Origin of the sequence: Kiloniella laminariae, assembly GCF_027214005.1 — a bacterium.
Classification (GTDB): domain Bacteria; phylum Pseudomonadota; class Alphaproteobacteria; order Kiloniellales; family Kiloniellaceae; genus Kiloniella; species Kiloniella laminariae_A.
Map to the genome: position 1 here is coordinate 383,176 of NZ_JAPWGY010000002.1, position 23,292 is coordinate 406,467.

At 53.7% G+C, this 23,292-nt stretch carries 21 protein-coding genes and 1 tRNA gene; 7 read left to right on the top strand and 15 right to left on the bottom strand.

Features of this window, described 5'->3' with window-relative positions:
- Window positions 1-7: 7 nt before the first annotated feature.
- Window positions 8-259 (bottom strand): DUF6552 family protein, encoded by a 252-nt coding sequence (locus tag O4H49_RS06505; RefSeq protein WP_269422626.1) that lies wholly within the window; start codon window positions 257-259, stop codon window positions 8-10.
- Complete coding sequence (locus O4H49_RS06510) at window positions 249-953, bottom strand: SDR family oxidoreductase (protein WP_269422627.1); 705 nt, start codon at window positions 951-953, stop codon at window positions 249-251. The genes O4H49_RS06505 and O4H49_RS06510 overlap by 11 nt, the downstream gene beginning before the upstream one ends.
- Window positions 954-1,074: 121 nt before the next feature.
- On the opposite strand from O4H49_RS06510, the gene O4H49_RS06515 reads away from it, so the two are divergent.
- Window positions 1,075-1,956, top strand: coding sequence for a LysR substrate-binding domain-containing protein (locus O4H49_RS06515; protein ID WP_269422628.1), 882 nt, complete (start codon window positions 1,075-1,077; stop codon window positions 1,954-1,956).
- Between the two features lie 93 nt (window positions 1,957-2,049).
- Here the strand turns inward: O4H49_RS06515 and guaA are convergent, their stop codons facing one another.
- The 7 genes from guaA to O4H49_RS06550 all read right to left on the bottom strand — a co-directional run bounded on the left by guaA (window position 2,050) and on the right by O4H49_RS06550 (window position 10,825).
- Entirely contained in the window at window positions 2,050-3,603 is a 1,554-nt protein-coding gene (gene guaA, locus O4H49_RS06520; RefSeq protein ID WP_269422629.1) for a glutamine-hydrolyzing GMP synthase, read from the bottom strand.
- A 198-nt stretch (window positions 3,604-3,801) separates the two neighbouring features.
- On the bottom strand, window positions 3,802-4,626 hold the full coding sequence (locus tag O4H49_RS06525; RefSeq protein ID WP_269422630.1) for a TSUP family transporter: 825 nt from the start codon (window positions 4,624-4,626) through the stop codon (window positions 3,802-3,804).
- Between the two features lie 205 nt (window positions 4,627-4,831).
- Complete coding sequence (locus O4H49_RS06530) at window positions 4,832-6,133, bottom strand: RsmB/NOP family class I SAM-dependent RNA methyltransferase (protein ID WP_269422631.1); 1,302 nt, start codon at window positions 6,131-6,133, stop codon at window positions 4,832-4,834.
- Window positions 6,134-6,235: 102 nt separating this feature from the next.
- Complete coding sequence (locus O4H49_RS06535) at window positions 6,236-7,003, bottom strand: outer membrane protein (RefSeq protein WP_269422632.1); 768 nt, start codon at window positions 7,001-7,003, stop codon at window positions 6,236-6,238.
- Window positions 7,004-7,186: 183 nt separating this feature from the next.
- The gene (gene guaB / locus O4H49_RS06540) at window positions 7,187-8,650 is read right to left on the bottom strand and encodes an IMP dehydrogenase (protein ID WP_269422633.1); all 1,464 of its coding nucleotides are present in this window, start codon (window positions 8,648-8,650) and stop codon (window positions 7,187-7,189) included.
- 302 nt (window positions 8,651-8,952) lie between these two features.
- A complete protein-coding gene (locus tag O4H49_RS06545; RefSeq protein WP_269422634.1) occupies window positions 8,953-9,666 on the bottom strand; it encodes an RlmE family RNA methyltransferase in 714 nt (237 codons plus the stop codon).
- 127 nt (window positions 9,667-9,793) lie between these two features.
- The gene (locus tag O4H49_RS06550; RefSeq protein WP_269422635.1) at window positions 9,794-10,825 is read right to left on the bottom strand and encodes a Ppx/GppA phosphatase family protein; all 1,032 of its coding nucleotides are present in this window, start codon (window positions 10,823-10,825) and stop codon (window positions 9,794-9,796) included.
- 330 nt (window positions 10,826-11,155) lie between these two features.
- Between O4H49_RS06550 and O4H49_RS06555 the strand changes: the two genes are divergently transcribed.
- The 5 genes from O4H49_RS06555 (at window position 11,156) to O4H49_RS06575 (ending at window position 14,373) form a co-directional block, all read left to right on the top strand.
- Window positions 11,156-11,229 (top strand) — tRNA-Gln (locus O4H49_RS06555).
- A 175-nt stretch (window positions 11,230-11,404) separates the two neighbouring features.
- Window positions 11,405-11,965: a helix-turn-helix domain-containing protein gene (locus O4H49_RS06560; protein WP_269422636.1), complete on the top strand. Its 561-nt coding sequence runs from the start codon at window positions 11,405-11,407 to the stop codon at window positions 11,963-11,965.
- A 1-nt stretch (window position 11,966) separates the two neighbouring features.
- Entirely contained in the window at window positions 11,967-12,506 is a 540-nt protein-coding gene (locus O4H49_RS06565) for a GNAT family N-acetyltransferase (protein WP_269422637.1), read from the top strand.
- Window positions 12,507-12,643: 137 nt separating this feature from the next.
- Complete coding sequence (locus O4H49_RS06570; protein WP_269422638.1) at window positions 12,644-13,732, top strand: peptidase M42; 1,089 nt, start codon at window positions 12,644-12,646, stop codon at window positions 13,730-13,732.
- A 32-nt stretch (window positions 13,733-13,764) separates the two neighbouring features.
- Window positions 13,765-14,373 (top strand): demethoxyubiquinone hydroxylase family protein, encoded by a 609-nt coding sequence (locus tag O4H49_RS06575; protein WP_269422639.1) that lies wholly within the window; start codon window positions 13,765-13,767, stop codon window positions 14,371-14,373.
- Window positions 14,374-14,467: 94 nt separating this feature from the next.
- Here O4H49_RS06575 and O4H49_RS06580 read toward each other — a convergent pair whose 3' ends face one another.
- Window positions 14,468-15,526, bottom strand: coding sequence for a sensor histidine kinase (locus O4H49_RS06580; RefSeq protein ID WP_269422640.1), 1,059 nt, complete (start codon window positions 15,524-15,526; stop codon window positions 14,468-14,470).
- A 295-nt stretch (window positions 15,527-15,821) separates the two neighbouring features.
- Between O4H49_RS06580 and O4H49_RS06585 the strand changes: the two genes are divergently transcribed.
- A complete protein-coding gene (locus O4H49_RS06585; RefSeq protein WP_269422641.1) occupies window positions 15,822-16,562 on the top strand; it encodes a tellurite resistance TerB family protein in 741 nt (246 codons plus the stop codon).
- Between the two features lie 75 nt (window positions 16,563-16,637).
- Here O4H49_RS06585 and O4H49_RS06590 read toward each other — a convergent pair whose 3' ends face one another.
- From O4H49_RS06590 to O4H49_RS06610, 5 genes are all read right to left on the bottom strand, one after another.
- The gene (locus O4H49_RS06590; RefSeq protein WP_269422642.1) at window positions 16,638-18,383 is read right to left on the bottom strand and encodes a dipeptide ABC transporter ATP-binding protein; all 1,746 of its coding nucleotides are present in this window, start codon (window positions 18,381-18,383) and stop codon (window positions 16,638-16,640) included.
- Window positions 18,384-18,422: 39 nt separating this feature from the next.
- Window positions 18,423-19,358, bottom strand: a complete 936-nt coding sequence (locus tag O4H49_RS06595) for an ABC transporter permease (protein ID WP_269422643.1) — start codon at window positions 19,356-19,358, stop codon at window positions 18,423-18,425.
- Window positions 19,358-20,326 carry an ABC transporter permease gene (locus O4H49_RS06600; protein ID WP_269422644.1) on the bottom strand — a complete coding sequence of 323 codons (969 nt, stop codon included), beginning with the start codon at window positions 20,324-20,326 and terminating at the stop codon, window positions 19,358-19,360. Before O4H49_RS06600 ends, O4H49_RS06595 begins: the two co-directional genes overlap by 1 nt.
- A 102-nt stretch (window positions 20,327-20,428) precedes the next feature.
- Window positions 20,429-22,024, bottom strand: a complete 1,596-nt coding sequence (locus tag O4H49_RS06605) for an ABC transporter substrate-binding protein (protein ID WP_269422645.1) — start codon at window positions 22,022-22,024, stop codon at window positions 20,429-20,431.
- Window positions 22,025-22,113: 89 nt separating this feature from the next.
- Window positions 22,114-23,286 carry a M20 aminoacylase family protein gene (locus O4H49_RS06610; RefSeq protein WP_269422646.1) on the bottom strand — a complete coding sequence of 391 codons (1,173 nt, stop codon included), beginning with the start codon at window positions 23,284-23,286 and terminating at the stop codon, window positions 22,114-22,116.
- Window positions 23,287-23,292: the final 6 nt, after the last annotated feature.

The window sequence follows — 23,292 nt, forward strand, 5'->3', positions numbered from 1 at the left end:
CCAAAAATCAGCTGCTGATATATCCAGCTATCATGGCGAAAAAAGCAACGATATGAATAAGAATTATCGCCCGGTCATTCCAGAGAACACCCACTGTAAACCAGCCCAATAGTCCGATAAAAAACAGATAGATATTCCAGGGCGTCAAGCCAAAAGCCGTCGCGCTATATCCCATAATCTGGATAATTGAAGCCATCCATTTCAAAACAAAGGCGATATCAGCCTTCGTAATCTGTGGCGGCAAAACATTAGACGCCACGGGTCAATCCTCCATCAATGCGCAGGTTCTGACCTGTCATATAAGCCGCTTCTTCCGAGGCCAGATAGGCGATCAAACCCGAGACTTCCCCCGCTTTGCCGTACCGCCCCATGGGAATGCGCGCCCGGCGATCTTCCGTTTCCGGCAGACTGTCAATGAAACCGGGAAGAATGTTGTTCATCCGGACATTGTCTTTCGCATATTTGTCAGAAAACAGCTTGGTAAAGCTGGCCAGGGCAGCGCGAAACACGCCCGATGTCGGGAACAGCGGATCAGGCTCGAAGGTAGCAAAGGTAGAAATATTGATGATTGCCCCCCCGCCTTGAGCAGCCATTACAGGAGCGAGAATACGTGCGGGCCTGATGACGTTCATCAGATAGACTTCCATACCTTCATGCCAGTCCTCATCACTGATATCCAGTACCGGGCCTTTGGGACCATGGGCAGCAGAATTGACCAACACATCTACACGGCCCCAGCGTTCCATCGTTCGGTCAATCAGGTTCTGCAAATCGGCTGTTGAACGGTTTGAACCTGTCACACCGATCCCGCCAAGCTCTTTACCCAGCTCTTCACCCTTGCCCGAGGAAGAAAGAACAGCAACATTGTATCCTTCCACAGCCAGCCGCCGTGCGGCATCCGCGCCCATTCCACTGCCACCTGCCGTAATTATTGCTACTCTGTTCCTATCCATCGCTTTCACTCCCGTTCTGGTGTCATCTGACTTACAATATGGTCCCGGTTCTCGTACTTGACTAATCATGTTTCATCACACAAGACTGTAGATATTCTACTGCCTTGAAGGACAATGAGCCTTGCGTACGCCCAACCTGAATTCTCTCAGAATGTTTGATGCCGCTGCCCGGCATCTTAATTTCCGGCTTGCCGCAGAAGAGCTGAATCTCACCCAGGGCGCGGTGGCCCAACAGGTGCGAAGGCTGGAAAGTGATCTTGGTCAACAGCTGTTCCACCGCAAAGCCCGGGGCCTTGCCCTGACAGACGTGGGACACGACTATCACCAACCCGTCCGGCAGGCCTTGGCCATTCTGGATGAAGCCACCCAAAAACTGCGCCCTGAAAGCAGCCGGGTTACGCTCAGCATGACCCCTTCTTTTGCGGCAAAGTGGCTGGTGCCCCGCCTGAGTTCCTTTGAACTGAAACATCCCGATATTGAAGTGCAGACTGTTGCCAGTGAAAGCCTGGCCAACTTTCGATCAGACGGCGTGGATCTTGCCATCCGCTTGGGATCTCCGCCCTTTGCCCCAGAACTTGATGTCATTCCTCTGGCTTTGATGGAGCTCTGTGCTGTCTGTAGCCCGGCCTATGCATCAGGCCTTGCAGAAATCAAAACATTCCAGGATTTTGCCAAACATCGGCTTATTCAGGACAGCCATAATCAATGGGACAGATTTTGGGAAAGATCGGGTGTAAAAACCGACTATAGAAAGGTTCAGTTCAACCAAACAGCGCTGGCCATGGATGCGGCAATCAACGGACAGGGCATAGCTTTGGTCCCCCACCTGCTGATTGAACAGGACGTTGCCCAGGGCAAACTGGTTGAGCTATGGCGCGATCGGCAGGAACCACAACCCGGATATTACATTGTCAGTCCTCAAGCACGCCCCCACACCCAGGCTCAGAAAAAAATAATCAACTGGCTTTTACAGGAAGTCGGCACTGCAGCGTCCACCAGCTGAAACCTGAATTTTGCCTGATGCGCATACCCCACATAACAAAGCCCGCCGGAAGGGCGGGCTTTGTTCAACAAGGCATCAAAAAGGCAATCGCCCTTATTCCCACTCGATCGTCCCGGGTGGTTTCGAGGTGCAGTCATAAACGACGCGGTTGATGCCGCGGACTTCGTTGATGATGCGGTTGGATACCCGCCCCAGAAACTCATGATCAAAATGATAATAGTCAGCGGTCATGCCGTCAGTTGAGGTTACCGCGCGCAGGGCACAGACAAAATCATAGGTCCGGGCATCGCCCATCACCCCGACGGTACGGACCGGCAACAGCACGGCAAAGGCCTGCCAGATCGCGTCATAAAGCCCGGCATTGCGGATCTCTTCGAGATAGATCGCATCGGCCTTGCGCAGGATGTCACACTTTTCTCTGGTCAGGGGCTGGCCGGGAATACGAATGGCCAGACCGGGACCCGGGAAAGGATGACGATCAACAAAGGTATCCGGAAGACCCAGTTCGCGGCCCAAATCACGCACTTCATCCTTGAAGAGTTCGCGCAACGGCTCGACCAGCTTCATGTTCATGCGTTCGGGCAGTCCACCAACGTTGTGGTGCGACTTGATCGTCACGCTTGGGCCGCCGGTGAAGGAGACGGACTCGATCACATCCGGATAGAGCGTACCCTGGGCCAGGAAATCAGCTCCGCCGATTTTCTTGGCTTCGGCTTCGAAGATCTCGATAAACAGACGCCCGATGGTCTTGCGTTTGGTTTCCGGATCAAACTCGTCACCCAGCGCCGCAAAGAACTGGTCAGCGGCATCCACGTGGATCAGCTTGATATTATAGTGATCGCGGAACAGGGTTACGACCTGTTCGGCTTCGCCCATGCGCATAAACCCTGTATCGACAAAGACACAGGTCAGCTGTTCGCCGATGGCTTCGTTCAGCAGCACCGCAACAACCGAACTGTCGACCCCGCCGGACAGGCCACAGAGCACACGCCCCTCACCAACCTGTTCGCGGATCTTGGCGATTTCCTGATCCTTGAAAGCGGCCATGGTCCAGTCACCGCCACAGCCCGCAACGCCGTGGGTGAAGTTTTTCAGCAGTTGCGCACCATGGGGCGTGTGCACCACTTCGGGGTGGAACTGCACCGCGTAAAATTTCTTGTCGTCATTGGCAACAGCCGCGAAAGGCGCGCCTTCGGAAGTGGCAACAACCCGGAAACCCGGAGCCAGTTTTCCAACCCGGTCGCCATGGCTCATCCAGACCTGTTCTTTGGTCCCGACACCCCAGACACCGTGGAAGAGCGCACAGTCTTCCTTGATCTCGACATAGGCGCGGCCAAATTCCTGATGATCCGATGTTTCCACCGATCCACCAAGCTGGGCCATCATGGTCTGCTGACCATAACAGATGCCCAGGACAGGCACGCCCATCTCGAACACTTTGGCTGGTGCCGCCGGAGCATCTGCCCAGGTGACCGAAGCCGGTCCACCAGAGAGAATAATGCCTTTGGGCGCGAAGTCATCGAGGAAGGCATCATCGATGGCGTTAAAGGGATGTATTTCAGAATAAACCCCGCTTTCGCGCACACGTCGTGCGATCAGCTGGGTAACCTGTGACCCGAAATCGATTATGAGAATACGATCAGTCATGGAGGGTACGTCTGCTCCATAGATAGGCCTGCAGAGCATCTGGTCTGTCAGGCAAGTTCAGTTTCATGCCCTTACCTGCCGGAATCGACAGCAAATGTCAAAGGCTGAAAGGGCAATTTCATCGCTTTTCCCGCACTTTTATTCAAATAACACGGGCGGCTGGCACCCCGGCTTTCCTGCCTGTCGCTGGCGTGAAGATTACGAAAAAAAGACAGCGGAAAACGAAAGCACCGCACCGTCAAACAGTTGTCTGAGAATATGATCCGGATTGGCGTGGATCAGTTTGACCGTCATGAGAATCGAGACAACCACCAGCAGCGGACGGACAATCCTGGACCCGTGGCGCATGGTCATGTTGGAACCGAGATAACCACCAAGGATCTGCCCCGCTGCCATGACAAGGCCAACCGACCAGACCAGACTGTCGCCAAGAATGAAAAAAAGCAGCGAGGCAAAGTTGCTGGTAAAGTTCAGCAGCTTTGTATGCGCGGTGGCCCGGATCATGTTGAAACCAAGCAGAGAGACAAAAGCCAGGGTATAGAAGGAACCAGCCCCGGGGCCGAAAAAGCCGTCATAAAAGCCAATGCCCGCCCCGAAAACCATGGCAAAGACATTGCGGCTGATCCGCTGATGGCGATCTTCCTCTCCCAATTTGCGCTGGAACAGGAAATACAGGGCGACAGCTATCAGCAGAAAGGGGATGGCGTTAACCAGAAAAGCATTATCGACCGAACGCAGCACCAGAACACCCATCGCAGCCCCGATAAAGGTCATGATGATCGGAAAAATCCAGTCGCGGATGTCCAGATGGCCCTTGCGGACAAAATTGACGGTTGCGGCAAAGGTGCCAAAAGATCCCTGGAGCTTGTTGGTGGCAATCGCCTGAACCGGGGAAAGCCCGACACTGAGCAGTATTGGCAGGGTGATCAGGCCACCGCCCCCGGCAATCGCATCGACAAAACCGGCAAGCACCCCGGCGGCAAACATCAGGGCGATCAGTTCGGGAGAGAGGAAATCCATCATTTACGGGGTCTACCTGCCTGGAGGTCGCCAGAACAGCGACCCGACTGTATTTTTCAGTCTATGTCCTTAGCAAGGCCCGCACCTGATTGCAGTAACAATATTGTCCTGTAACAATTTTTCTGGGTAACAATTTTTCTGGGTAACAATTTTGTCGGGTAACAATTTTGTCGGGTAACAATTTTGTGGAAGCGATACGCGGTCGTCCTCAGGAGGCCTTTTCCAGCACGGCGCAAAAGAAACCGTCGAGCCCGTGTTGTGCCGGGGTCAGCTGCATGGCTGCCCTCTGAAACGGACAGTCTTTCCCGCCAATAGATTGCCAGACCAGTCGGGCGTCCATCTGAGTAAAATCAGGATGTTTCTTGAGGAAGGCAGCGACCTGCTGTTCATTTTCTTCGGCAAAAAGCGAGCAGGTTGCATAGATCAGACGCCCCCCCGGCTTGACGCAGGGTGCAGCCTGATCCAGCACGGAAAGCTGGAGGCTGCGGTAGTGATCAAGGCGTTCGCGGGTCAGATGCAGACGGGCATCCGGCTGCCGCCGCCAGGTGCCACTGCCTGAACAGGGGGCATCGACCAGGACCCGGTCAAATCCGAGTACCGCAAAGCCGCGCAGGGTAACCTTGTCGAGGCGGGCATAGCGGACAATACCAACCCCGGCTTTGCTGACACGCGGTTCTGCCCGTTGCAGACGTTTGGGATCCACATCCATAGCGACAAGATCCCCGTCATTTTCCATCGAGGCAGCCAGGGCCAGGGTTTTGCCCCCTGCCCCGGCGCAAAGATCGATCACCGACATGCCGGGCCGGGCATCACAGAGCAGGGCAATCATCTGGGAGCCTTCGTCCTGAACCTCGACCTGTCCCTCCCGATAGGCCCGGCTGTTGCCGAGGGTTGTGCGTCCCTCCACCCGCAGCCCCCAGGGAGAATGTCCGGTTTTCTCGCAAGCAATACCATCAGATACAAGCTGTTCCAGAACTTCGTCCCGTTTGCCGCGCAGAATGTTGACCCGCAGGTCAATCGAGGCTTCCCCCTTCAGGCCCGCAACTTCACTCCTTGCCTGTTCTGCGCCGTATTGCTGTTCAAACAGGCTGAAGAGCCAATCCGGTAATTCACCCAGCACCGCTGGAGACATATCAGGATGATCCAGGGCAAAACCTTCCAACGTTGCCAAGGCCTCGCCTTCGAAGAGGCTCAAAGGTTCGGGGCTGTGTTGTCCACCATCACAATAGATCTCCAGATCCGAGACCTTCAGTCCCTCGGCAAGAAGGGAATAAGCCAGTACCAGCGAACGGCTGTTGCCTTCCAGTCCCGCCTGGAGTGTCCACCAGTCCAGACGGCACATGGAACGGATAACCCCGTAGATACGGCCGCTGATGTCGCGGCGATCGCCCGAGCCAATAAAACGCCGTGCCCGCAAATAGTTCGTCACCACCCGGTCCATGGGCAGGGAACTTTCCAGAACTTCGCTCAGAAGTTCGATGGTGGTCTGAATGCGGCCTGATGGTTTCATAGATAGTCCAAGTATGTATTAACGATAATGTGTCCCGGCTTGGTCATTACCAAACACCCAAACACAAAAGCAGTCCTAGACTAATATTTGTAACAAATCACTTTAAAAACGCTTGGTTAATCCAAAACGAAGATTGTGAGATTGGAAATCTGCATCGTATTTAAATCCATCTTGTGCGTCATTACTAAGCGCGCTTCTACCATCGACAATGTCTGGAAAATAACTAAACAGATAATCACCGCGTAAAGACCAACCATCACCAATCATATAGTTCACACCCAAGCCGGAAGAAACCCCGAGAGCAATTTTTGAATCACTAAATGATGCCGTTACGCCACTGCTATCAGAAAATCGCGAACTATACTTAAACTTTCCTATCGATGGTCCCGCAGAGACATGGAATAATGCCTTACCTACCGCGTAGCCTACTTTTGGCCTAAGACTAAACATCAATCTAGTTTCTATGGTATCCTGCTGGCTAAAAAGGGTTCCAGGTAATGTATCATATGGAACACCACTTACTCCCTCGGTCTCGGAAAAATCAATGACAGTCAGATCGGTTTCAATCCCATAGGTGATATTATCTTTTTGAAAATCATATCCGGCAATAAATGATCCCGTAAAGCTTTGCCCATCAATCTTTCGATCGAACAGACCACCTAACTGTTCGGGGTCACCTGGTACAAAATAGGCCCCATCATCAATCACATCATTACTGGAATCAGCAGCACCATGAACACCACCAATTGAAAAACCAACATGCAAACCTTGCCAGTTATGCGGTTGTTGTAAGTCACTAGCAAAAACGCTTAAATTGAAAATAGTGGTAACAATGATTCCAAGAACAAAGGATCGCACAATAGAGAACATTCGAAATTTCCCATTTTAAATATAGCGTTAGCTCTACAATATATTTAAAAACCATATAGTAAATTAAAATAATGATAACTTTGATCAAAATATAACGCCACACGTAAAAAGGGCGCTTCCACTATGAAACGCCCTTTTGCTCGTTCAGTTAAAATGCTCGCGAATACTCCCGACTTTTAACTCTTAACCATCGCTGCGGTAGTTCGGCGCTTCGCGGGTAATAGTCACATCGTGAACATGGCTTTCGCGCAGGCCAGCGTTTGTAATTTTACAGAAAACGCAATTCTCACGCATGTGGTCTATTGTCGGAGATCCGGTATATCCCATAGATGCTTTCAGGCCACCGACCAGCTGATGAACAATCGCATGGGCCGGGCCTTTGTATGGGACCCGTCCTTCGACACCTTCAGGAACCAGCTTCAGGTTATCTGTGACATCGGCCTGGAAGTAACGGTCCGCCGAGCCGCGGGCCATAGCGCCAAGCGAGCCCATACCACGGTAGGATTTGTAGGAGCGTCCCTGATAGAGGAAAACCTCACCCGGGCTCTCGTCAGTTCCGCCAAGAAGCGAGCCAACCATCGCCGCACGCGCACCAGCCGCAATGGCCTTGGCAATATCTCCGGAGTGTTTGATCCCGCCGTCAGCGATCACACCGATGTTGCTTTTTTCCGCAACCTCAACGGCATCCATGATCGCTGTAAGCTGAGGCACACCAACACCCGCCACAATACGGGTGGTGCAGATTGATCCTGGGCCGATCCCGACCTTGACCGCATCGGCGCCCGCACCAACCAGCGCCCTTGCTGCTTCGGCTGTCGCAATGTTGCCGGCAACAACCTGGGCCAGGGGATAGCTTTTCTTGATCTGCTCAACCGCAGAGATCACGCCACGGGAATGTCCATGTGCTGTATCAATCACCAGCAGATCCACGCCTGCGTCAATCAACGCTTCAGCACGGCGGAAACCTTCTTCGCCCACACCCGTGGCAGCCGCAGCGCGCAGGCGCCCCTGTTCGTCTTTACAGGCGGTCGGGTGGGTCGCAGCCTTGTCGATATCCTTAACGGTGATCAGGCCGATACAGCGATAGTTGTCATCCACCACCAGCAGTTTTTCAATCCGGTGCTGGTGCAGCAGACGTTTGGCATCTTCACCTGTGATGCCTTCTTTTACCGTGACCAGATTTTCATGGGTCATCAGTTCACTGATGGGCTGGTTCGGGTTTTCTGCGAAACGCATATCGCGGTTGGTGATAATCCCCACCAGCTTCCCGGTTTTTTCCTCGACAACGGGGAAACAGGAAAAACCTGCCGTATCCTGAACGCGGCGCACATCGGCCAGCGTTGCACTGGGCGGGAAGGTCAGGGGATCGGCAACCATACCGGACTCAAACTTTTTGACCTTGCGTACTTCGCTGGCCTGTTCCTCGATCGAGAGGTTTTTGTGAATAACCCCGATGCCACCGAATTGGGCCATGGCAATGGCAAGACGGCTTTCGGTCACGGTATCCATAGCAGATGACAGCAAAGGAATGTTCAGTTCCAAAGACGCAGTCAGTCTGGTGCGGGTATTTGCCTGGGCAGGGAGAACGGAGGATTCTGCGGGTAACAGCAGAACATCATCAAATGTGAGAGCTTCGCGAATATGCATGTCAATCTTTCCCTGATCGCGGAGAAACGGTGGTTTTCAAGGCAGAAAACCGTGGTTTCACAAGTGGGTTGCCATTCAATAACGGCCAAATCCGATTGACGCTGCATCATACACAGAACAAAGCCAAAGCCAAGAGTTTAAAGCAGGGCTTTTCAATAAAATACCCCCGGAAAATACTGCGGGAAAACACTGTGTGCAAATGCCGTGGCAAAACACCGTGAAAACCACCGAGGGGAAATCATCCTCAGGCTATGCGCAGTTGTAACCCTGCCTGTGCCTGCCAAAGCCGGGTTGGAAAAGGCCTAGTTTTCCTTAAAGCCCGTGGCCACCATAAACATCTCGGAAGAATCCTTGCGGCTTGAGTCCGGCTTGAAGTGTTTTACTGACTTGAACTTGGTTTTGACCAGCTTGAGCAGTTCACTCTGGGCCCCCCCCTGCAGTACCTTGGCAACAAATGATCCGCCAGGCACCAGGACCTCATCCGCAAACATCAGCGCGGTTTCAACCAGCCCCATGATTTTCAGATGGTCGGTTTGTGGATGTCCCGAAGCTGCCGCCGCCATATCCGAAAGGACCAGATCAGCCGGACCGTTCAGTGCTTCCTTAAGACGGGCCGGGGCATCATCTTCCATAAAATCACCCTGCAGCAGGATCACGCCGGCAATGGGCTCTACTTCCTGCAAATCAAATCCGACAATGCGGGCTCCGGGGCCACAGCGTTCAACCGCCACCTGACACCAGCCGCCAGGGGCACAGCCCAGATCAACAATACGGGAATTCTTTTTCAACAGGTTGAACTTGTCATCGATCTGCGCAATTTTGAAAGCGGCCCGCCCGCGATAGCCGCGTTTCTTGGCTTCCTGTACATAAGGATCATTAAGCTGACGCTGCAACCAGCGGGCAGAAGAGTTTGAGCGCCCGCGGGCCGTCTTCACCCGCACCTTCAGGCCGCCGCGTCCCGAGGGATTGCTGCTGGGGCGAGAGCCGCCCTTGTTCGATTTGCCTGAAGTGCTCATGTGTTTCTTTTCCCAAATATCGCAAAACTGTGCCTGTGACCATTCACCTGTGATCCTTCACAGCAATGAGGGATCACCTGCGACAGAGTTTCTGATCGTCGTGACAGAATAGCCGCTTACGCCGGAACTATCCACCATTCATCAATTTGTAAAGAATTCCTTCGCGCAGCCCCCGATCCGCCACCCGAAGCTGTGGCACAGGCCAGAGACGGGCCAGCGCTTCAAATACGGCACAGCCCGCCACCACCAGATCCGCCCGCTGATCACCAATACAGGGATTTGCCACCCGCTGGTCATAACTCATAGCCGCGATCTTGTGACAAAGCCCCACCGCAGTGGTCCGGTTCATCAGGGTACCATCAACCCGGTTGCGGTCATAGCGCGGCAGCTTTTTATAGACCCCGACCAGTGTTGTCACCGTACCGGAAGTGCCAAGCATCTGTAACTTGCCCTCGGCAATGCGGCGGGCAAAACCGTGTTTTTGTTCAAAAGCCTGGAAGTCGCTCTGGATTTCATCAACCATCTGGCGGTAAAGATTCTGAGGGATATCCTTGCCACCATATTTTTCTGCCAGACTGACAACCCCTTTGGGCACAGAGAACCAGTCCTGCATCACGGGCTCCGGCCCGTTTCCACCATCAGGCCCTTCGGGCAGACGAATCCAGCTGACCTCGGTGCTGCCTCCGCCGATATCAAAAATCAGCGCTTCGGGAATATCAGGATTGAGCAAGGGTGCACAGCCCAGAATTCCCAGACTGGCCTCTTCGCTGTGATCAATAATTTCGAGCTGTAACCCGGTTTCCGCCGCCACCCGCTCAACAAAAACGTCGCGATTGGCCGCACGGCGGCAGGCTTCGGTCGCCACACAACGCAACCGGGTCACCCCCCGCCGCTGCAGCTTGGCCGCACAGATCGACAGGGCGGAAATCGTTCGGGTCATGGCCGCATCCGACAGTACGCCGCTTTGGCCCAGCCCCTCGCCCAGACGGACAATACGCGAGAAAGTATCAAGCACACGGAAACTCTTGCGGTTACGCCGGGCGACGAGCAGGCGACAATTGTTTGTCCCCAGATCAATCGCGGCATAGATCTGATCGTCTGCCCGCCTGCCGCCCCGACCGGAAAGGGGCCGCTTGCGCGACTGTGTAGTAACCGTCAAAGAACTCTGCTCCTGCTTCTTGCCTCTGATGCTCGCATCTGATTCTTGCCGAAGACAATAATCCGGCCCTCTTTCATACGTAGTGCAGCGGGGGAAGATCAACACCCTATTCACACAGAAGCATCGAAAAGTGTAACAAAAATGATCAGGAGATGCGCCAAAGCACCCCCTGGGTTGCCAGACTGGAAAAAATTGCCAAAAAGATGTAAAAAGGTGTTGTCAGATCATTTTGAAGGGACTATATCAGGCCCCGCACCGCCGTTACAGCTGTTGAAGCTTTATACTGAAGCCATCGGGTTTCATATGCTTCCGAATGACACTGTATCCTGATCCGGGATAGTTTAACGGTAGAACTAAGGACTCTGACTCCTTCAGTCCAGGTTCGAATCCTGGTCCCGGATCCAAAAATCCCTTTTGAAAATTGTGGCCTGTCCTGTTCTTCCGGGCACATCCTGTTTTTTCATTTTTAAAAATTTCCCGTCCAGCTCTCTATCTGGCTTCCTTTTTAAATTCTGTTGACGGGTTTTAACAGGCTTGCTAATTCTCAAATATGATATAATTTTTCATATATGAGAATCCATGCCATACGATGTCACTGATAAACTTGCACAACGCCTGAAACAGCTCCGGCTGGAACGGGGTTGGTCGCTGGATGATCTGGCCGGGAAAAGCGGGGTCAGCCGGGCGACCCTGTCGCGGCTGGAGAAGGCCGAGGTCAGTCCCACGACGGAAGTTTTGGGCAAGCTTTGCCCGGCCTATGGCCTGACGCTGACCCGGTTGCTGGCCTCGGTCGAAAACCAGTTTCAGCCTGTGATCCGACACTCAGACCAGAGCATCTGGAATGATCGGGAACAGGGCTATGAACGCCGGGTTGTGTCACCGCCCTCGGCTTCTCTTTCCGCCGAGATCATTGAGGCGACGCTGCAACCCCGCAGCAACATCAGCTATGACGCACCGCCCGTCCCCGGTCTTAAACACTATCTGGTCATGCTCGAAGGCAATCTGACCATTACCATCGAGGGGCAGAAGCATGAACTCGGGCAGGGCGACTGTCTGCGTTATCAACTTTTTGGTTCTTCACAGTTCGTTACAGGTGCGAGCCCCGCAAAATATCTGCTTTTTCTGAACCAGGATCACTGAGATGTCGCTTTCCCAGCCCCGTATTCAATGCCGCGTTCTGAGACCAGCAGAGCTCCCCGATTGTCAGGAACGTCTGGCTGAAATCCTGCACGCCTGTGTCACCAGTGGTGCTTCGGTCAGCTTTATCGAACCCTTCTCGCTTACCGACAGCAGGACCTTTTGGCAGGACAAGGTATTCCCGGCTGTGTGCAGGGGCGGACGTATCCTGATTGTTGTCGAGATTGACCAGGTTATCGCCGGAACCGTCCAGCTTGATATTGACCTGCCGCCCAATCAGCCACACCGCTGTGAAGTTTCCAAGTTGCTGGTGCACCCGGATTATCGCAAGCGGGGTCTGGCAAAAGCCCTGATGACAACCCTTGAAGATCAGGCCAGGACATTGGACAAAAAGCTGATCACGCTGGATACCAAATCCGGCGACAAGGCCGAACCGCTCTATCATTCGCTGGGGTACTGCACGGCAGGTTCCATTCCCGGTTTTGCCCTCGACACAACAGGCAACTCGCTGCACGCCACAACCTATATGTACAAAAGACTGTAAAAACCTGCCGTTCTCATTTCTCCTTGCTTTTCAATAAACTGCTTCAAAAGAAGAGCTATATTGCGTAGGCTGGTATCTGTTTCAGGTGACGTCTGACCTGTATTCACCCCCGCGTTTTTCGCAAGGAAGAGATATCCGTGCCCCAACAAGAACAGCTGACCGACCTGCTCAAGTCCCTGATCCGCCAGCCATCGGTTGTCGGTTCAGAGCATTCGTTTTTCCGCGTATTACAACGCGAACTGGAAGAGCGCGGGGCCAAGGTCACCTGGTATGAAGGACTGCTGGTGGCGCAGGGCAACAGGCCAAGCTCGGCCTTTTTTTCTGCCCACATTGACCGGCACGGGCTGATCTGCACCGGGCCGAACGAGTTTCAATATGCCGCCTTTGTTGCCGGGAACCGGTCTGACCTTTTGGGGAACTCGGTTTCTGAAAAGCTGATGATGAAGATTGTCGATCGTTTCAAGGCGGTTGAGGTCATGGCCTATGAGCCCTGGTCAGGCGCCTATCGTGGCAAAGGGGTCATCACCAATGCCTATGTCTGCGAATTCAGAAGCAACCTGATTTTCGAGGTCGACGGGCTGGAACATCTGGTCGCAGGAACGCCCGTGGCCTTTTCAGACCGCCTGAGCATCAGGGATGACCTGTTCAGCGGTCAGCTGGATAACGTTCTGACCGCTGCCCATCTGGTGCATCTCTACAGCCTTGGCTTTCAGGGCACCGCCTTTTTTACTGCCCAGGAAGAATCAGGCAGCAGCTGGCGGTTCCTGCTGGAGTGGTTCCGGCGTTTCGGTGGCGCGACAGACCGATTGGTGGTGGTAGATACCAGCCCCTATCCCGACCGGGAAAGCGCCGACCAGCAGGATGTTATCCTGCGCCGTCGTGACGCCAATGCTGCTTTTAACCCGGAAACGACTGACAGACTGGAACGTCTCTGTCTCGAGCTTGGCATCAGCTATGGATTCAAGGATGCCTATATCGAGGAAAAGAACCTGCAGGCGGCAAAACTCGGCAAGGAAGCCCAGTCCATCGGCAGTACGGAAATGGGCCGGATCATCGCCGCCTCGAACGGCTTCGTACAGGGAACCACCCTGCAGATTCCCACCACCGGTTACCACACCATGGAAGAGTCTGCCTCGCAGAAGTCCTGTGAAGCCTTTACCCGCTTGCTGCTGCGCCTTGCCAAAGTCGGTATTGCCCACGATCAAGCCGACAAGAACAGCCGATAAACAGCAAAACGGATCAGGTAATGGGTCGGGGAATGAATCAGGAAATGGATCTGGCAGCAGCAAAAACCATTCGCAGAATTGTCAAGGTCAACCATGCCGGTGAATATGGTGCAATCCGGATCTACCGGGCCCAAATCTGGGTTGCCCGGCGGCTTTATCCGGACACTGTCGCCTTTCTTGAAGAAACCCTGGCGCACGAGATTGACCACTGTCAGCTGTTCAGGGATGCCATGCCCGCGCGTCAGGCCCGCCCCTGCCGTGTGATGGCCCTTTGGGGGAACGGCGGATTTCTGTTGGGCTTCGTCACAGCCCTGATGGGACGTCAGGGTATCTGGATCTGTACCGCAGCAGTAGAAGGAGCCGTTCATCACCACCTTGATGATCAGCTGTTGTTTTTAAAAAACCGGGACCCCGAGCTCCACACGCTGATCGCAACAATCCAGGATCAGGAACTGGGGCACCTAAATCACGCGCTAGAGCGCCTTTCAACACCAACTGGTTTCTGGAGCAAGGCTCTTCATCAGATCATTACCCTTTCCACAAATATCGTGATGTGGCTCTCGACCTGGGGGGATTCAACACGAATGGCGCGTGAACTAAAGGCTTCCCGACAAAAGACAAACAATCAAAAAGCCGCCTGAACAGCTGTTCTTTTCACCTGTCGAGACAAGGATTACCCCGGCAGCCTGTTCGCACGCCCCCGACCAAACTGATAACGCGTATCTGGCCGCTTATTCAAGGTTCAGATAATTGGACCACCCCCGCCTGCAGTGTCCTGTCCGACGGGAAGCAAAGTCGAACCCTGGTTCCCTGACCAGGCTTGCTCGACAAGTGCAGCTCTCCCCCGAAGAGTTTCATGAAATTGGTGCAGATATAAAGCCCCAGTCCAGTACCATCCTGCCGCCGAGCCTGAGTATTTTCCACCTGTTCAAAAGGCCGAAGCGCCTGTTTTATATCCTCTGCCGACATCCCGATCCCGGTATCTTGGACCTCGATATTGATGCAGGCGTCTTCATCAACAGTCACCCGCAAAACAATCTTGCCGCCTTCATCCGTAAATTTCACTGCATTCGAAAGCAGATTATTCAACAACTGTATTACAATTTTTTTATCCCCTCTTAACCTGGGGAGAGAAGGCTCTGTCTCAACCTCAAGCCGTTGCTGTTTGTCCTCCACCTCGGATTCCAGCATCCGCAAGCTTGTCTGGATCAACAGATCAAGATCAAGCGTCTCGTCTTTCAGGCTGTATTTTCGTGCCTCGATCTTGGACAGATCAAGAATATCGTTGATCAGGCTGAGCAAAAGCTTGCCGCTGTTGTGGATATCAGCTGCATATCCCCTGTAACGTTCATTATTCAGCGATCCGAAGATTTCTTTGTTCATCACGTCACTAAAACCGATGATCGCATTCAACGGGGTACGCAGATCATGGCTCATCGCCGCCAGAAATTCCGATTTTGCCTGGTTGGCTTTCAGAGCCTCTGCTTCACGAACAATCGCCAGTCTCTTGAGAAAATTCTCCTGTACACTTTGCCGCCAGACAAACCAGATCAGAAGTATTGCCAGACAAAAAACACCAATGGTCATCTCGTCAAGTTCCCACTCTTCATGGTTCTCGACAAAAGAATGCCAGCGCTCAAACAGATCGAAATACCCGCCCAGAAGCGCCGCAGCGACTGTCCCGAGAACAACAACAAGGGCGTCGCGAAACCGACGGCGGCGCAGTTTCTGGTTAACCTCTACCATCCGGGCGCTGTTTTCCGCCAGGGGAGGATCTATCTGCTGCTCAGCCATGAAACAGCTCTATAGAAGCCAGTACCGGAAAATCCTTTATCAAGGAGATAAATGCACCTCTTTCATGTCTGGAAAGAAAAACAAACCGGCTACATGGTAATCCGAAAAGATGAACAAGCGATAAAACCCCTGAACCGACTGTAGAAAACGGACTGTTGTAACCAGCCAGACACAGACTGCGTCAAACTGCCTGCCCCTGCCCGTTTTCCCGAAGATTGAAACCCGCGCATTTGTCCCTATATCAAGGCTTGTATCGCAAGACAGAGAAACTGGTTTCACAGAACAATGGGGTCACATGTTCGACGTATCAAGACTGATGAATGAAGTACTGGGAACAGGCGGCAGTGCCAACCTGCAAAGGGGCAAGGACTACCTGTCCAAGAATTCCGGCAGTCTGGCCGGAGGGGCTATCGCTGGCGGCCTCGCAGGCTATATGCTTGGATCCAAGAAAGGCCGCAAGATAGCGGGGAAAACCGTGCAGTACGGTGGCCTCGCCCTGGTCGCCGGGCTGGCCTACAAAGCCTATCGCGACTGGCAAGGTGGCAAGCCGCCAGCTCAGGCAACGCATCAGGCAACACCCCAGCCTGACGGGAGATCCCCTGCCCTTGAGTCTTCTCCGGAATTTCCCTTACCCCCGGCCAACTCTGCTTTTACCATCGACACTGAAAAGGGCAGTTCCGCCAGTTTTGGCGCGGCACTGGTCAGCGCGATGATCGCCGCGGCGAAAGCTGATGGTCAAATCGATGCCGCCGAACAGGAAGCTATCTTTGGCAAGATTGACAGCTTGGGCCTGTCCAATGATGAAAAGGCCTTCCTCATGGATCAGCTCAGAAGACCGCTGGATATCGACAGCCTCGTCAAGCTGGCGGCAAACAAGGAGCAGGCGGTCGAGCTCTATGTCGCCTCGCTGATGGCAATAGAAGTCGATAGTCCAGCCGAGCAGGGTTATCTTGGTATGCTCGCAGCCCGTCTCGAACTGGAAGCCGAACTGGTGGCGCATATCCACAGCTCCCTTGCCGAGGCAACTTACGCCTGAGGACAAAAAATCCCAAACAAAAAGGGGGCTTCTGATAAAAGCCCCCTTTACTTGATCTATAGCTGGACGAAGGAATTAACTCGCCTCGGCCTGTCCGACCTCTCTCTCGCTCAGCCCGCTATAGCTTGGCATCAGGGAAATCAGATGTTTGCTATAGTCATCTTTCGGGGCGACAAAGAGATTTTCTGTTTCCGCGATCTCGACCATCCGGCCTTTGGACATCACCCCGACCCGGTCACACATCTGGCGAATGACCGGCAGGTCGTGGCTGATAAACATCATGGTCAGGCCAAGCTCTTCCTGCAAATCCTTGAGCAGGTTGAGGATCTGGGCCTGAATGGAGACATCCAGCGCCGAGGTCGGTTCATCGCAGATCAGGAAGCGCGGGCGGGTTGCCAGAGCCCGGGCGATAGAAATACGCTGACGCTGGCCACCTGAGAACTCATGCGGATATTTTACCGCCGCTCTGGCTCCCAGCCCGACGTGATCAAGCAGATCATCGACAATCCGGCGGGTTTCACTTTCCGAGCCCGAGAGTTTATGAAACCGGATCGGTTCGGCAATGATATCCCGGACCTTCATTCTGGCATTGACCGAAGAGAACGGGTCCTGAAAGATCATCTGCATCTGGCGGCGATGTTTGTTCAGTTCCTTGCGGTTTTTCAGCTTGGTCAGATCTGTGCCGTTAAAGGAAATTGATCCGCCCGCCGCCTTGTAAATTCCCGTGACCAACCGGGCAATGGTTGATTTTCCGGAGCCGGATTCACCGACGATCCCGAAACACTCGCCATCCCGGATATCAAAGGAAACCCGGTCGACAGCGCGAAGGCTGCTGGCCTTGCTACCTAGAAATCCACCCGATCGAAAGACCATTTCGAGATCTTTCACGGCCAGTAACGGGCCTGTTGCCCCTCCCCCCCCGCGGGTATCAAAGTCACGCGCTTTCCCCAGCCAGTGGGTTGAAAGGTCCAGCTCGCGCCGCTCTCCGGCCCGTTCAATACTCTCGACCATCGGAAAACGGTGCAAGCGGATGTCCGGTCTCGGCACTGCGGAAATCAGGCTACGGGTATAGGCGTGATCCGGGTCACCCAAGATCTTTGCCGTAGGCCCGGTCTCGACCACCTCGCCGCGGTACATCACCGCCACCCGGTCAGCCACTTCGGCAATCACCCCCATATCGTGGGTAATCAGGATCATGCCCACGCCGCGCTGGCGTACCAGATCTTTCAAAAGCTCGAGGATCTGGGCCTGGATCGAAACATCGAGCGCGGTTGTCGGTTCATCCGCCAGGATAACCTCGGGCTCAGCGCAGAGCGCGAGAGCAATTACAACGCGTTGACGCATGCCCCCTGAAAACTGATGCGGATAGTGATCGACCCGCACGGCCGGATCGGGAATGCCAACCTGATCAAGCAGGGAAATCGCACGTGCCCGGGCTTCATCAGCCGACAGATCAAGATGGGTCCGGATCGTACCGATCAACTGATCAGCCACGGTTTCTAACGGATTAAGGGAAGTCAGAGGATCCTGGAAAATCATCCCGATCCGCTTGCCGCGGATCTTGCGCATCTCGTGATCTGGCAGATTGCTGATCTTTTCCCCTTTGAGGTAGATCTCGCCACCGCCGATACGTCCGGGGCGTTCCAGCAGGTTCATAACGGCATTGCCGATGGTTGACTTGCCTGCGCCGGACTCACCGACAACCCCGAGGATTTCCCCCGCGGCAACGGACAGGTTCACCTGCCGGGCGGCGACAACACCCCCATGGCGCGAGGGGAATTCAACAATCAGGTCTCTGATATCCAGAAGTGCTTTGGTCATAAATGGTTCCTCCGGTGTTACCCGTCCGGTTCAGTAGTGTTAGCGCAGTTTCGGGTTAAGGGCATCGCGTAACCAGTCACCCAGAATATTGACGGAAAGCACCAGCACCACCAGTGCGACACCGGGGAAAATGGTGATCCACCATTCACCAGAGAAAAGATAATCATTGCCAATCCTGATCAGGGTACCAAGCGACGGTGATGTCGGCGGCACACCAACCCCCAGAAAAGACAAGGTTGCCTCGGTAATGATCGCCAGAGCCAGCTGGATCGTTGCAATCACCAGTACCGGACCAAGGACATTTGGCAGGATGTGCCGGATGAGGATAATCCAGTTGGGCAAGCCAATAACCTGACCAGCCTGGACATATTCCTTGTTGCGCTCGACCATGACCGAGCTGCGCACCGTCCGGGCATACTGGACCCAGAAGCTCAGGCCAATGGCGACCACCAGCACATAAACCGCGACCTCGTCATGGGCTTCCCGTGGCAAGATCCCCCGGGCCACACCATCAATGAGCAAGGCAATAAGAATGGCAGGAAAGGAGAGCTGGATATCGGCAACCCGCATCAGGAAAGAATCAAGTATTCCCCCTGAATACCCGGCAATCAGCCCCACAGTAATCCCGATCACCGCAGCCAGGGCCACAGAGGCAAAACCAACAATCAGGGAAATGCGTGAGCCGTAAAGAATGGTCGAAAAAACATCCCGCCCCTGATCATCCGTGCCCAGAAGATAGCTGCTGTTACCCTCGGCTTCCCAAGCGGGGGGCAGAAGCGCATCGAAAAGATCAACGGTTGCCAGATCAAAAGGATCGTGCGGTGCGACCAGCCCGGCAAAAAGCGCCCCGGCAACAATCATGACCGTGAGGACAGAGGCAATAATCGCCCCGGGTGAATGGATAAAACTCCACCAGAGATCACTGTCACGCAGACGCGTCAGGAAAGAAGGCTGCTGTTCGGTCATATCACTCATCAGCTCTGTACCCTCAGACGCGGATCAACGACAAAATAGAGAATATCGACGATCAGGTTAATCACAACAAAGACAAAGGCAATCAGCAGAAGATAGGCCGCCATCACCGGAATATCGACTTCAGAGACCGCCTGAATGAACAACAGTCCCATACCCGGCCACTGAAAGACACTTTCGGTAATGATGGCAAAGGCAATGATAGAACCGACCTGCAGACCGATGATCGTGATCACCGGTACCAGCGTATTGCGCAGGGCAATAGAGAAATTGATCAGGCGGGGGCTCAGGCCCCGGGCGTGGGCAAACTTGATGTAATCAGTCCGCAACACCTCCAGCATTTCCGCCCGGACCAGACGAACGATAAGCGTCATCTGGAAAATTGCCAGGGTAATTGCAGGCATGATCAGGGACTTCAGACCGCTCGCGGTAAAGAACCCGCTGCTCCACCAGCCCAGCTGGATCACCTCACCCCGGCCAAATGTCGGCAACCAGCGCAATGTCACCCCGAAAAACAGGATCAGCAAAATCCCGATCAGAAATGTTGGCAGCGAGACCCCCATCAGGGAGAGGGTCATAAAGCCCCGGCTAAACAGGCTTTTGGGTTTAAGCGCCGTATATATCCCCATCGGCACCCCAAGAAGCAGCGCCATAAAAGCGGAAACCAGAGAGAGTTCAAGTGTCGCCGGGAAACGTTCGGCGATCAGATCGCTGACAGGCTGGCGCAAGCGGTAGGACATACCAAAATCCCCCTGAACGGCCTTGCCGACAAAACGCCCATACTGAACAATAAAGGGATCGTTGAGGCCGAGAGATTCTGTCAGCGCCTCCCGCTCTTCCAGAGTCGTATCCTGACCAACCATATTGTTGACCGGATCACCGACAAAACGGAACAAACCAAAAGCGATGAGGCCGACAACCAACATCACAATGATCGACTGAAACAGCCGCATTGAAACAAACTTGAACATTTCTGCCCCCCTGGGAACTTCTTGGGCAACTCTTCGGGGGCCTCCAATCAAGAGGCCCCCTGTACCTTGTCCAGACAGATCATACGATCTGTCTTTTCCGGATTACTTTTCAATCACAACGGATCGAAGGTCCAGTACGTTATCAGCACGCTGGGCAACGGTAACGCCTTCACGTACCCCCCAGGACAGAGGCTGCTGATGCAGTGGCAGATAGCCAACATCTTCACGCAGGATCGAGAAAGCTTCTGCGATCAGTGCCTGACGCTTGGTGATATCCGTTTCTTTTTCTACTTCCTGGGTGATTGCATCAATCCGGGGGTTGGAATAACGGCCATAGTTGAACTGTCCGCTGTTCACTTCCGTATCGAAAGAGGACATCAGATTGAACAGAACGTTATGAACATCGATCGTACCCGGCGTCCAGCCAAGCAGATAGAAGGATGTGTCGTTGTCGTTCTGCGGGCTGACCTTGGCAAAGTACTTGGACTTTGGCTGTGCGTTAAGATCAACCTTGATGCCGGCACGGGCAAGAAGGCCAACAACCGCCTGACAGATCTTCTCGTCATTGACATAGCGGTTGTTCGGGCAATCCATGCCCAGTTCAAATCCATCCGGATAACCTGCTTCGGCCAACAGCTGTTTGGATTTTTCAAGGTTGTAGTCATACGGCGTGTTCATTGCCGCATCAAAACCGTTAATTTCCGGCGCAATCAATATCCCTGCAGGAACCGCGGCTCCACGCATGATCTTCTCGTCAATCGCGTTCAGATCAATGGCATGGGCCATGGCTTCACGAACCCGCTTGTCTTTCAGAGGGTTCTTGCCCTTGACGCTGGAATAGAGAAGCTCATCACGCCACTGATCCATACCAAGGAAAATTGTCCGGGCTTCCGGACCTGTCAGAGGGCGCACACCTTCTGCTTCTTCAAGACGGGTCCAGTCCTGTACCGGAATTGGGTATACCAAATCCAGTTCACCAGAAATCAGAGCTGCCACCCGTGTTGCATCCTGAGAAACCGGTGTGAACTCGACCTCGGTCACATTGGTCGGAATATCCTGCCAGTAGTCATCAAAGCGCGTAAACTTTGACCGCACATCCGGCTGACGTTCAGTCAGAATAAAAGGACCGGTTCCATTGGCATTTTGCGCGGCGTAGGTTGCAGTTGAATCAGCTGCTTTTGGACTTGTTGCCTCGCTGGCACCATGTTTTTCCGACCAGCCCTGATCCATCATATAGAGGAAAACCAGTTCCCGCGGCAGGATCGGGTTCGGCGCTGGTGTTACCAGCTCGACAGTATGATCATCAATCTTCTTGATGTCCGCCATCTTGGCCCCGTAGCCCTTCATGTCGGACCCATCGGTCAGCGAGCGCTTCCAGGAAAAGATCACATCGTCTGCGGTAAAGTCGCTCCCGTCGTGAAACTTTACACCCTGGCGCAGTTTGAACACCCAGGTTGTCGGACTGGTGTTTTCCCAGCTTTCAGCGAGTGCAGGCTGCAACTGCAGATCCTGGTCATAGGCTGTAAGACCTTCATAAACATTCCCCAGATAGCCGAGGGTAAAGGTTTCGTTCAGCCCATGAGGGTCAAGGGACTGCACATCCCCCTGAAAGGCCCATTTGAAAGTTTCAGCTGTCGCAACGTTGCTGCCCAGTGCCAGAACACAAACGCTGGCAGCGAGAAGATTCCTCATTTTCATCAGTATACTCCCTGTCTTGGTTATCTTGTCTTCTTCAGTTTTTCCTGCGTGGTCTTTTTATCCTCCCCCAGTAGGGGGAGGTTTTTCGTTTATCTGTTCGCAGGCATCGCCGTTTCGACCAGCCGTGCCCAATAGGAACAGCCAACCGGGATAATCTCGTCATTGAAATTGTATTTCGGGTGATGCACCGGTGCCGTATCACCATTGCCCAGGAAAATGAACGAGCCAGGCCGGGCGTTCAGCATATAGGCAAAGTCCTCGCCACCCATGGTCGGGTTGGCATTGGTGTTGACCCGCTGCTCTCCGGAAATTTCTGAAGCAATATCCGCGGCAAAGGCGGTTTCCTTCTCATGGTTGACCACCACAGGATAGTTTCGCTGATAATCAACCTTTGCCGTTGCCCCCAGTGCTTTCGCTGTATATTCAACAATTTCCTGGATACGGGTCTGGGTCTGATCCCGCACCGCTTCGCTCAATGTCCGTACTGTACCGGTCAATTTTGCTTTCTCGGGAATAACGTTGAAGGCCGTTCCTGCATTGCAGGTGGTCACAGAGACAACCACAGATTCAACCGGGTCAATATTGCGAGAGGCAATTGACTGAAGGGCAAGAACGATATGACTTCCGACAACAATGGGGTCGATGGTTTCATGGGGCTTGGCTGCATGGCCGCCTGATCCGGTTATTTCGATGGAAAAAAGGTCCGTTGCCGCCATCAATGCACCAGGACGCGTGGCGAAGTCACCAACCGGCACACCCGGCCAGTTGTGAAGTCCATAGACTTCCTGAATGCCAAAACGATCCATCATGCCTTCTTCGACCATCTCGCGACCGCCGCCACCGCCTTCTTCCGCGGGCTGGAAGATCACAACAGCCGAGCCATCAAAATTCCGGGTTTCCGAAAGGTATTTCGCCGCACCCAGCAGCATCGCGGTGTGACCATCATGTCCACAGGCATGCATTTTCCCGTCGACTTTTGACGCGTACTCCAGCCCGGTATCCTCGTGGATCGGCAGGGCATCCATATCAGCCCGCAGACCAATCACCCGGCCAGATCCGGTGTTTCGTCCCTTGATTACCCCGACAACCCCGGTACGACCGATACCTGTGACCACCTCGTCCAGGCCAAAAGCCTTGAGTTTATCGGCAACAAAACTTGCAGTCTCTTCGACGTCGAACAGCAATTCAGGGTTCTGATGCAACTCGCGACGCCATTGGGTAATTTCATCGTGAAGTTCTGCAAAACGGTTGATAATCGGCATTTTGAT

Bases quoted from the DNA above. Each gene is read 5' to 3' on its own strand.
- O4H49_RS06530 (WP_269422631.1), bottom strand. From the start codon at position 6,133: ATGAAACCATCAGGCCGCATTCAGACCACCATCGAACTTCTGAGCGAA.
- O4H49_RS06565 (WP_269422637.1), top strand. From the start codon at position 11,967: ATGTCGCTTTCCCAGCCCCGTATTCAATGCCGCGTTCTGAGACCAGCA.
- O4H49_RS06510 (WP_269422627.1), bottom strand. From the start codon at position 953: ATGGATAGGAACAGAGTAGCAATAATTACGGCAGGTGGCAGTGGAATG.
- O4H49_RS06600 (WP_269422644.1), bottom strand. From the start codon at position 20,326: ATGTTCAAGTTTGTTTCAATGCGGCTGTTTCAGTCGATCATTGTGATG.
- O4H49_RS06535 (WP_269422632.1), bottom strand. From the start codon at position 7,003: ATGTTCTCTATTGTGCGATCCTTTGTTCTTGGAATCATTGTTACCACT.
- O4H49_RS06525 (WP_269422630.1), bottom strand. From the start codon at position 4,626: ATGATGGATTTCCTCTCTCCCGAACTGATCGCCCTGATGTTTGCCGCC.
- O4H49_RS06580 (WP_269422640.1), bottom strand. From the start codon at position 15,526: ATGGCTGAGCAGCAGATAGATCCTCCCCTGGCGGAAAACAGCGCCCGG.
- O4H49_RS06595 (WP_269422643.1), bottom strand. From the start codon at position 19,358: ATGAGTGATATGACCGAACAGCAGCCTTCTTTCCTGACGCGTCTGCGT.
- guaB (WP_269422633.1), bottom strand. From the start codon at position 8,650: ATGCATATTCGCGAAGCTCTCACATTTGATGATGTTCTGCTGTTACCC.
- O4H49_RS06590 (WP_269422642.1), bottom strand. From the start codon at position 18,383: ATGACCAAAGCACTTCTGGATATCAGAGACCTGATTGTTGAATTCCCC.
- O4H49_RS06605 (WP_269422645.1), bottom strand. From the start codon at position 22,024: ATGAAAATGAGGAATCTTCTCGCTGCCAGCGTTTGTGTTCTGGCACTG.
- O4H49_RS06610 (WP_269422646.1), bottom strand. From the start codon at position 23,286: ATGCCGATTATCAACCGTTTTGCAGAACTTCACGATGAAATTACCCAA.
- guaA (WP_269422629.1), bottom strand. From the start codon at position 3,603: ATGACTGATCGTATTCTCATAATCGATTTCGGGTCACAGGTTACCCAG.
- O4H49_RS06585 (WP_269422641.1), top strand. From the start codon at position 15,822: ATGTTCGACGTATCAAGACTGATGAATGAAGTACTGGGAACAGGCGGC.
- O4H49_RS06575 (WP_269422639.1), top strand. From the start codon at position 13,765: ATGAATCAGGAAATGGATCTGGCAGCAGCAAAAACCATTCGCAGAATT.
- O4H49_RS06545 (WP_269422634.1), bottom strand. From the start codon at position 9,666: ATGAGCACTTCAGGCAAATCGAACAAGGGCGGCTCTCGCCCCAGCAGC.
- O4H49_RS06560 (WP_269422636.1), top strand. From the start codon at position 11,405: ATGCCATACGATGTCACTGATAAACTTGCACAACGCCTGAAACAGCTC.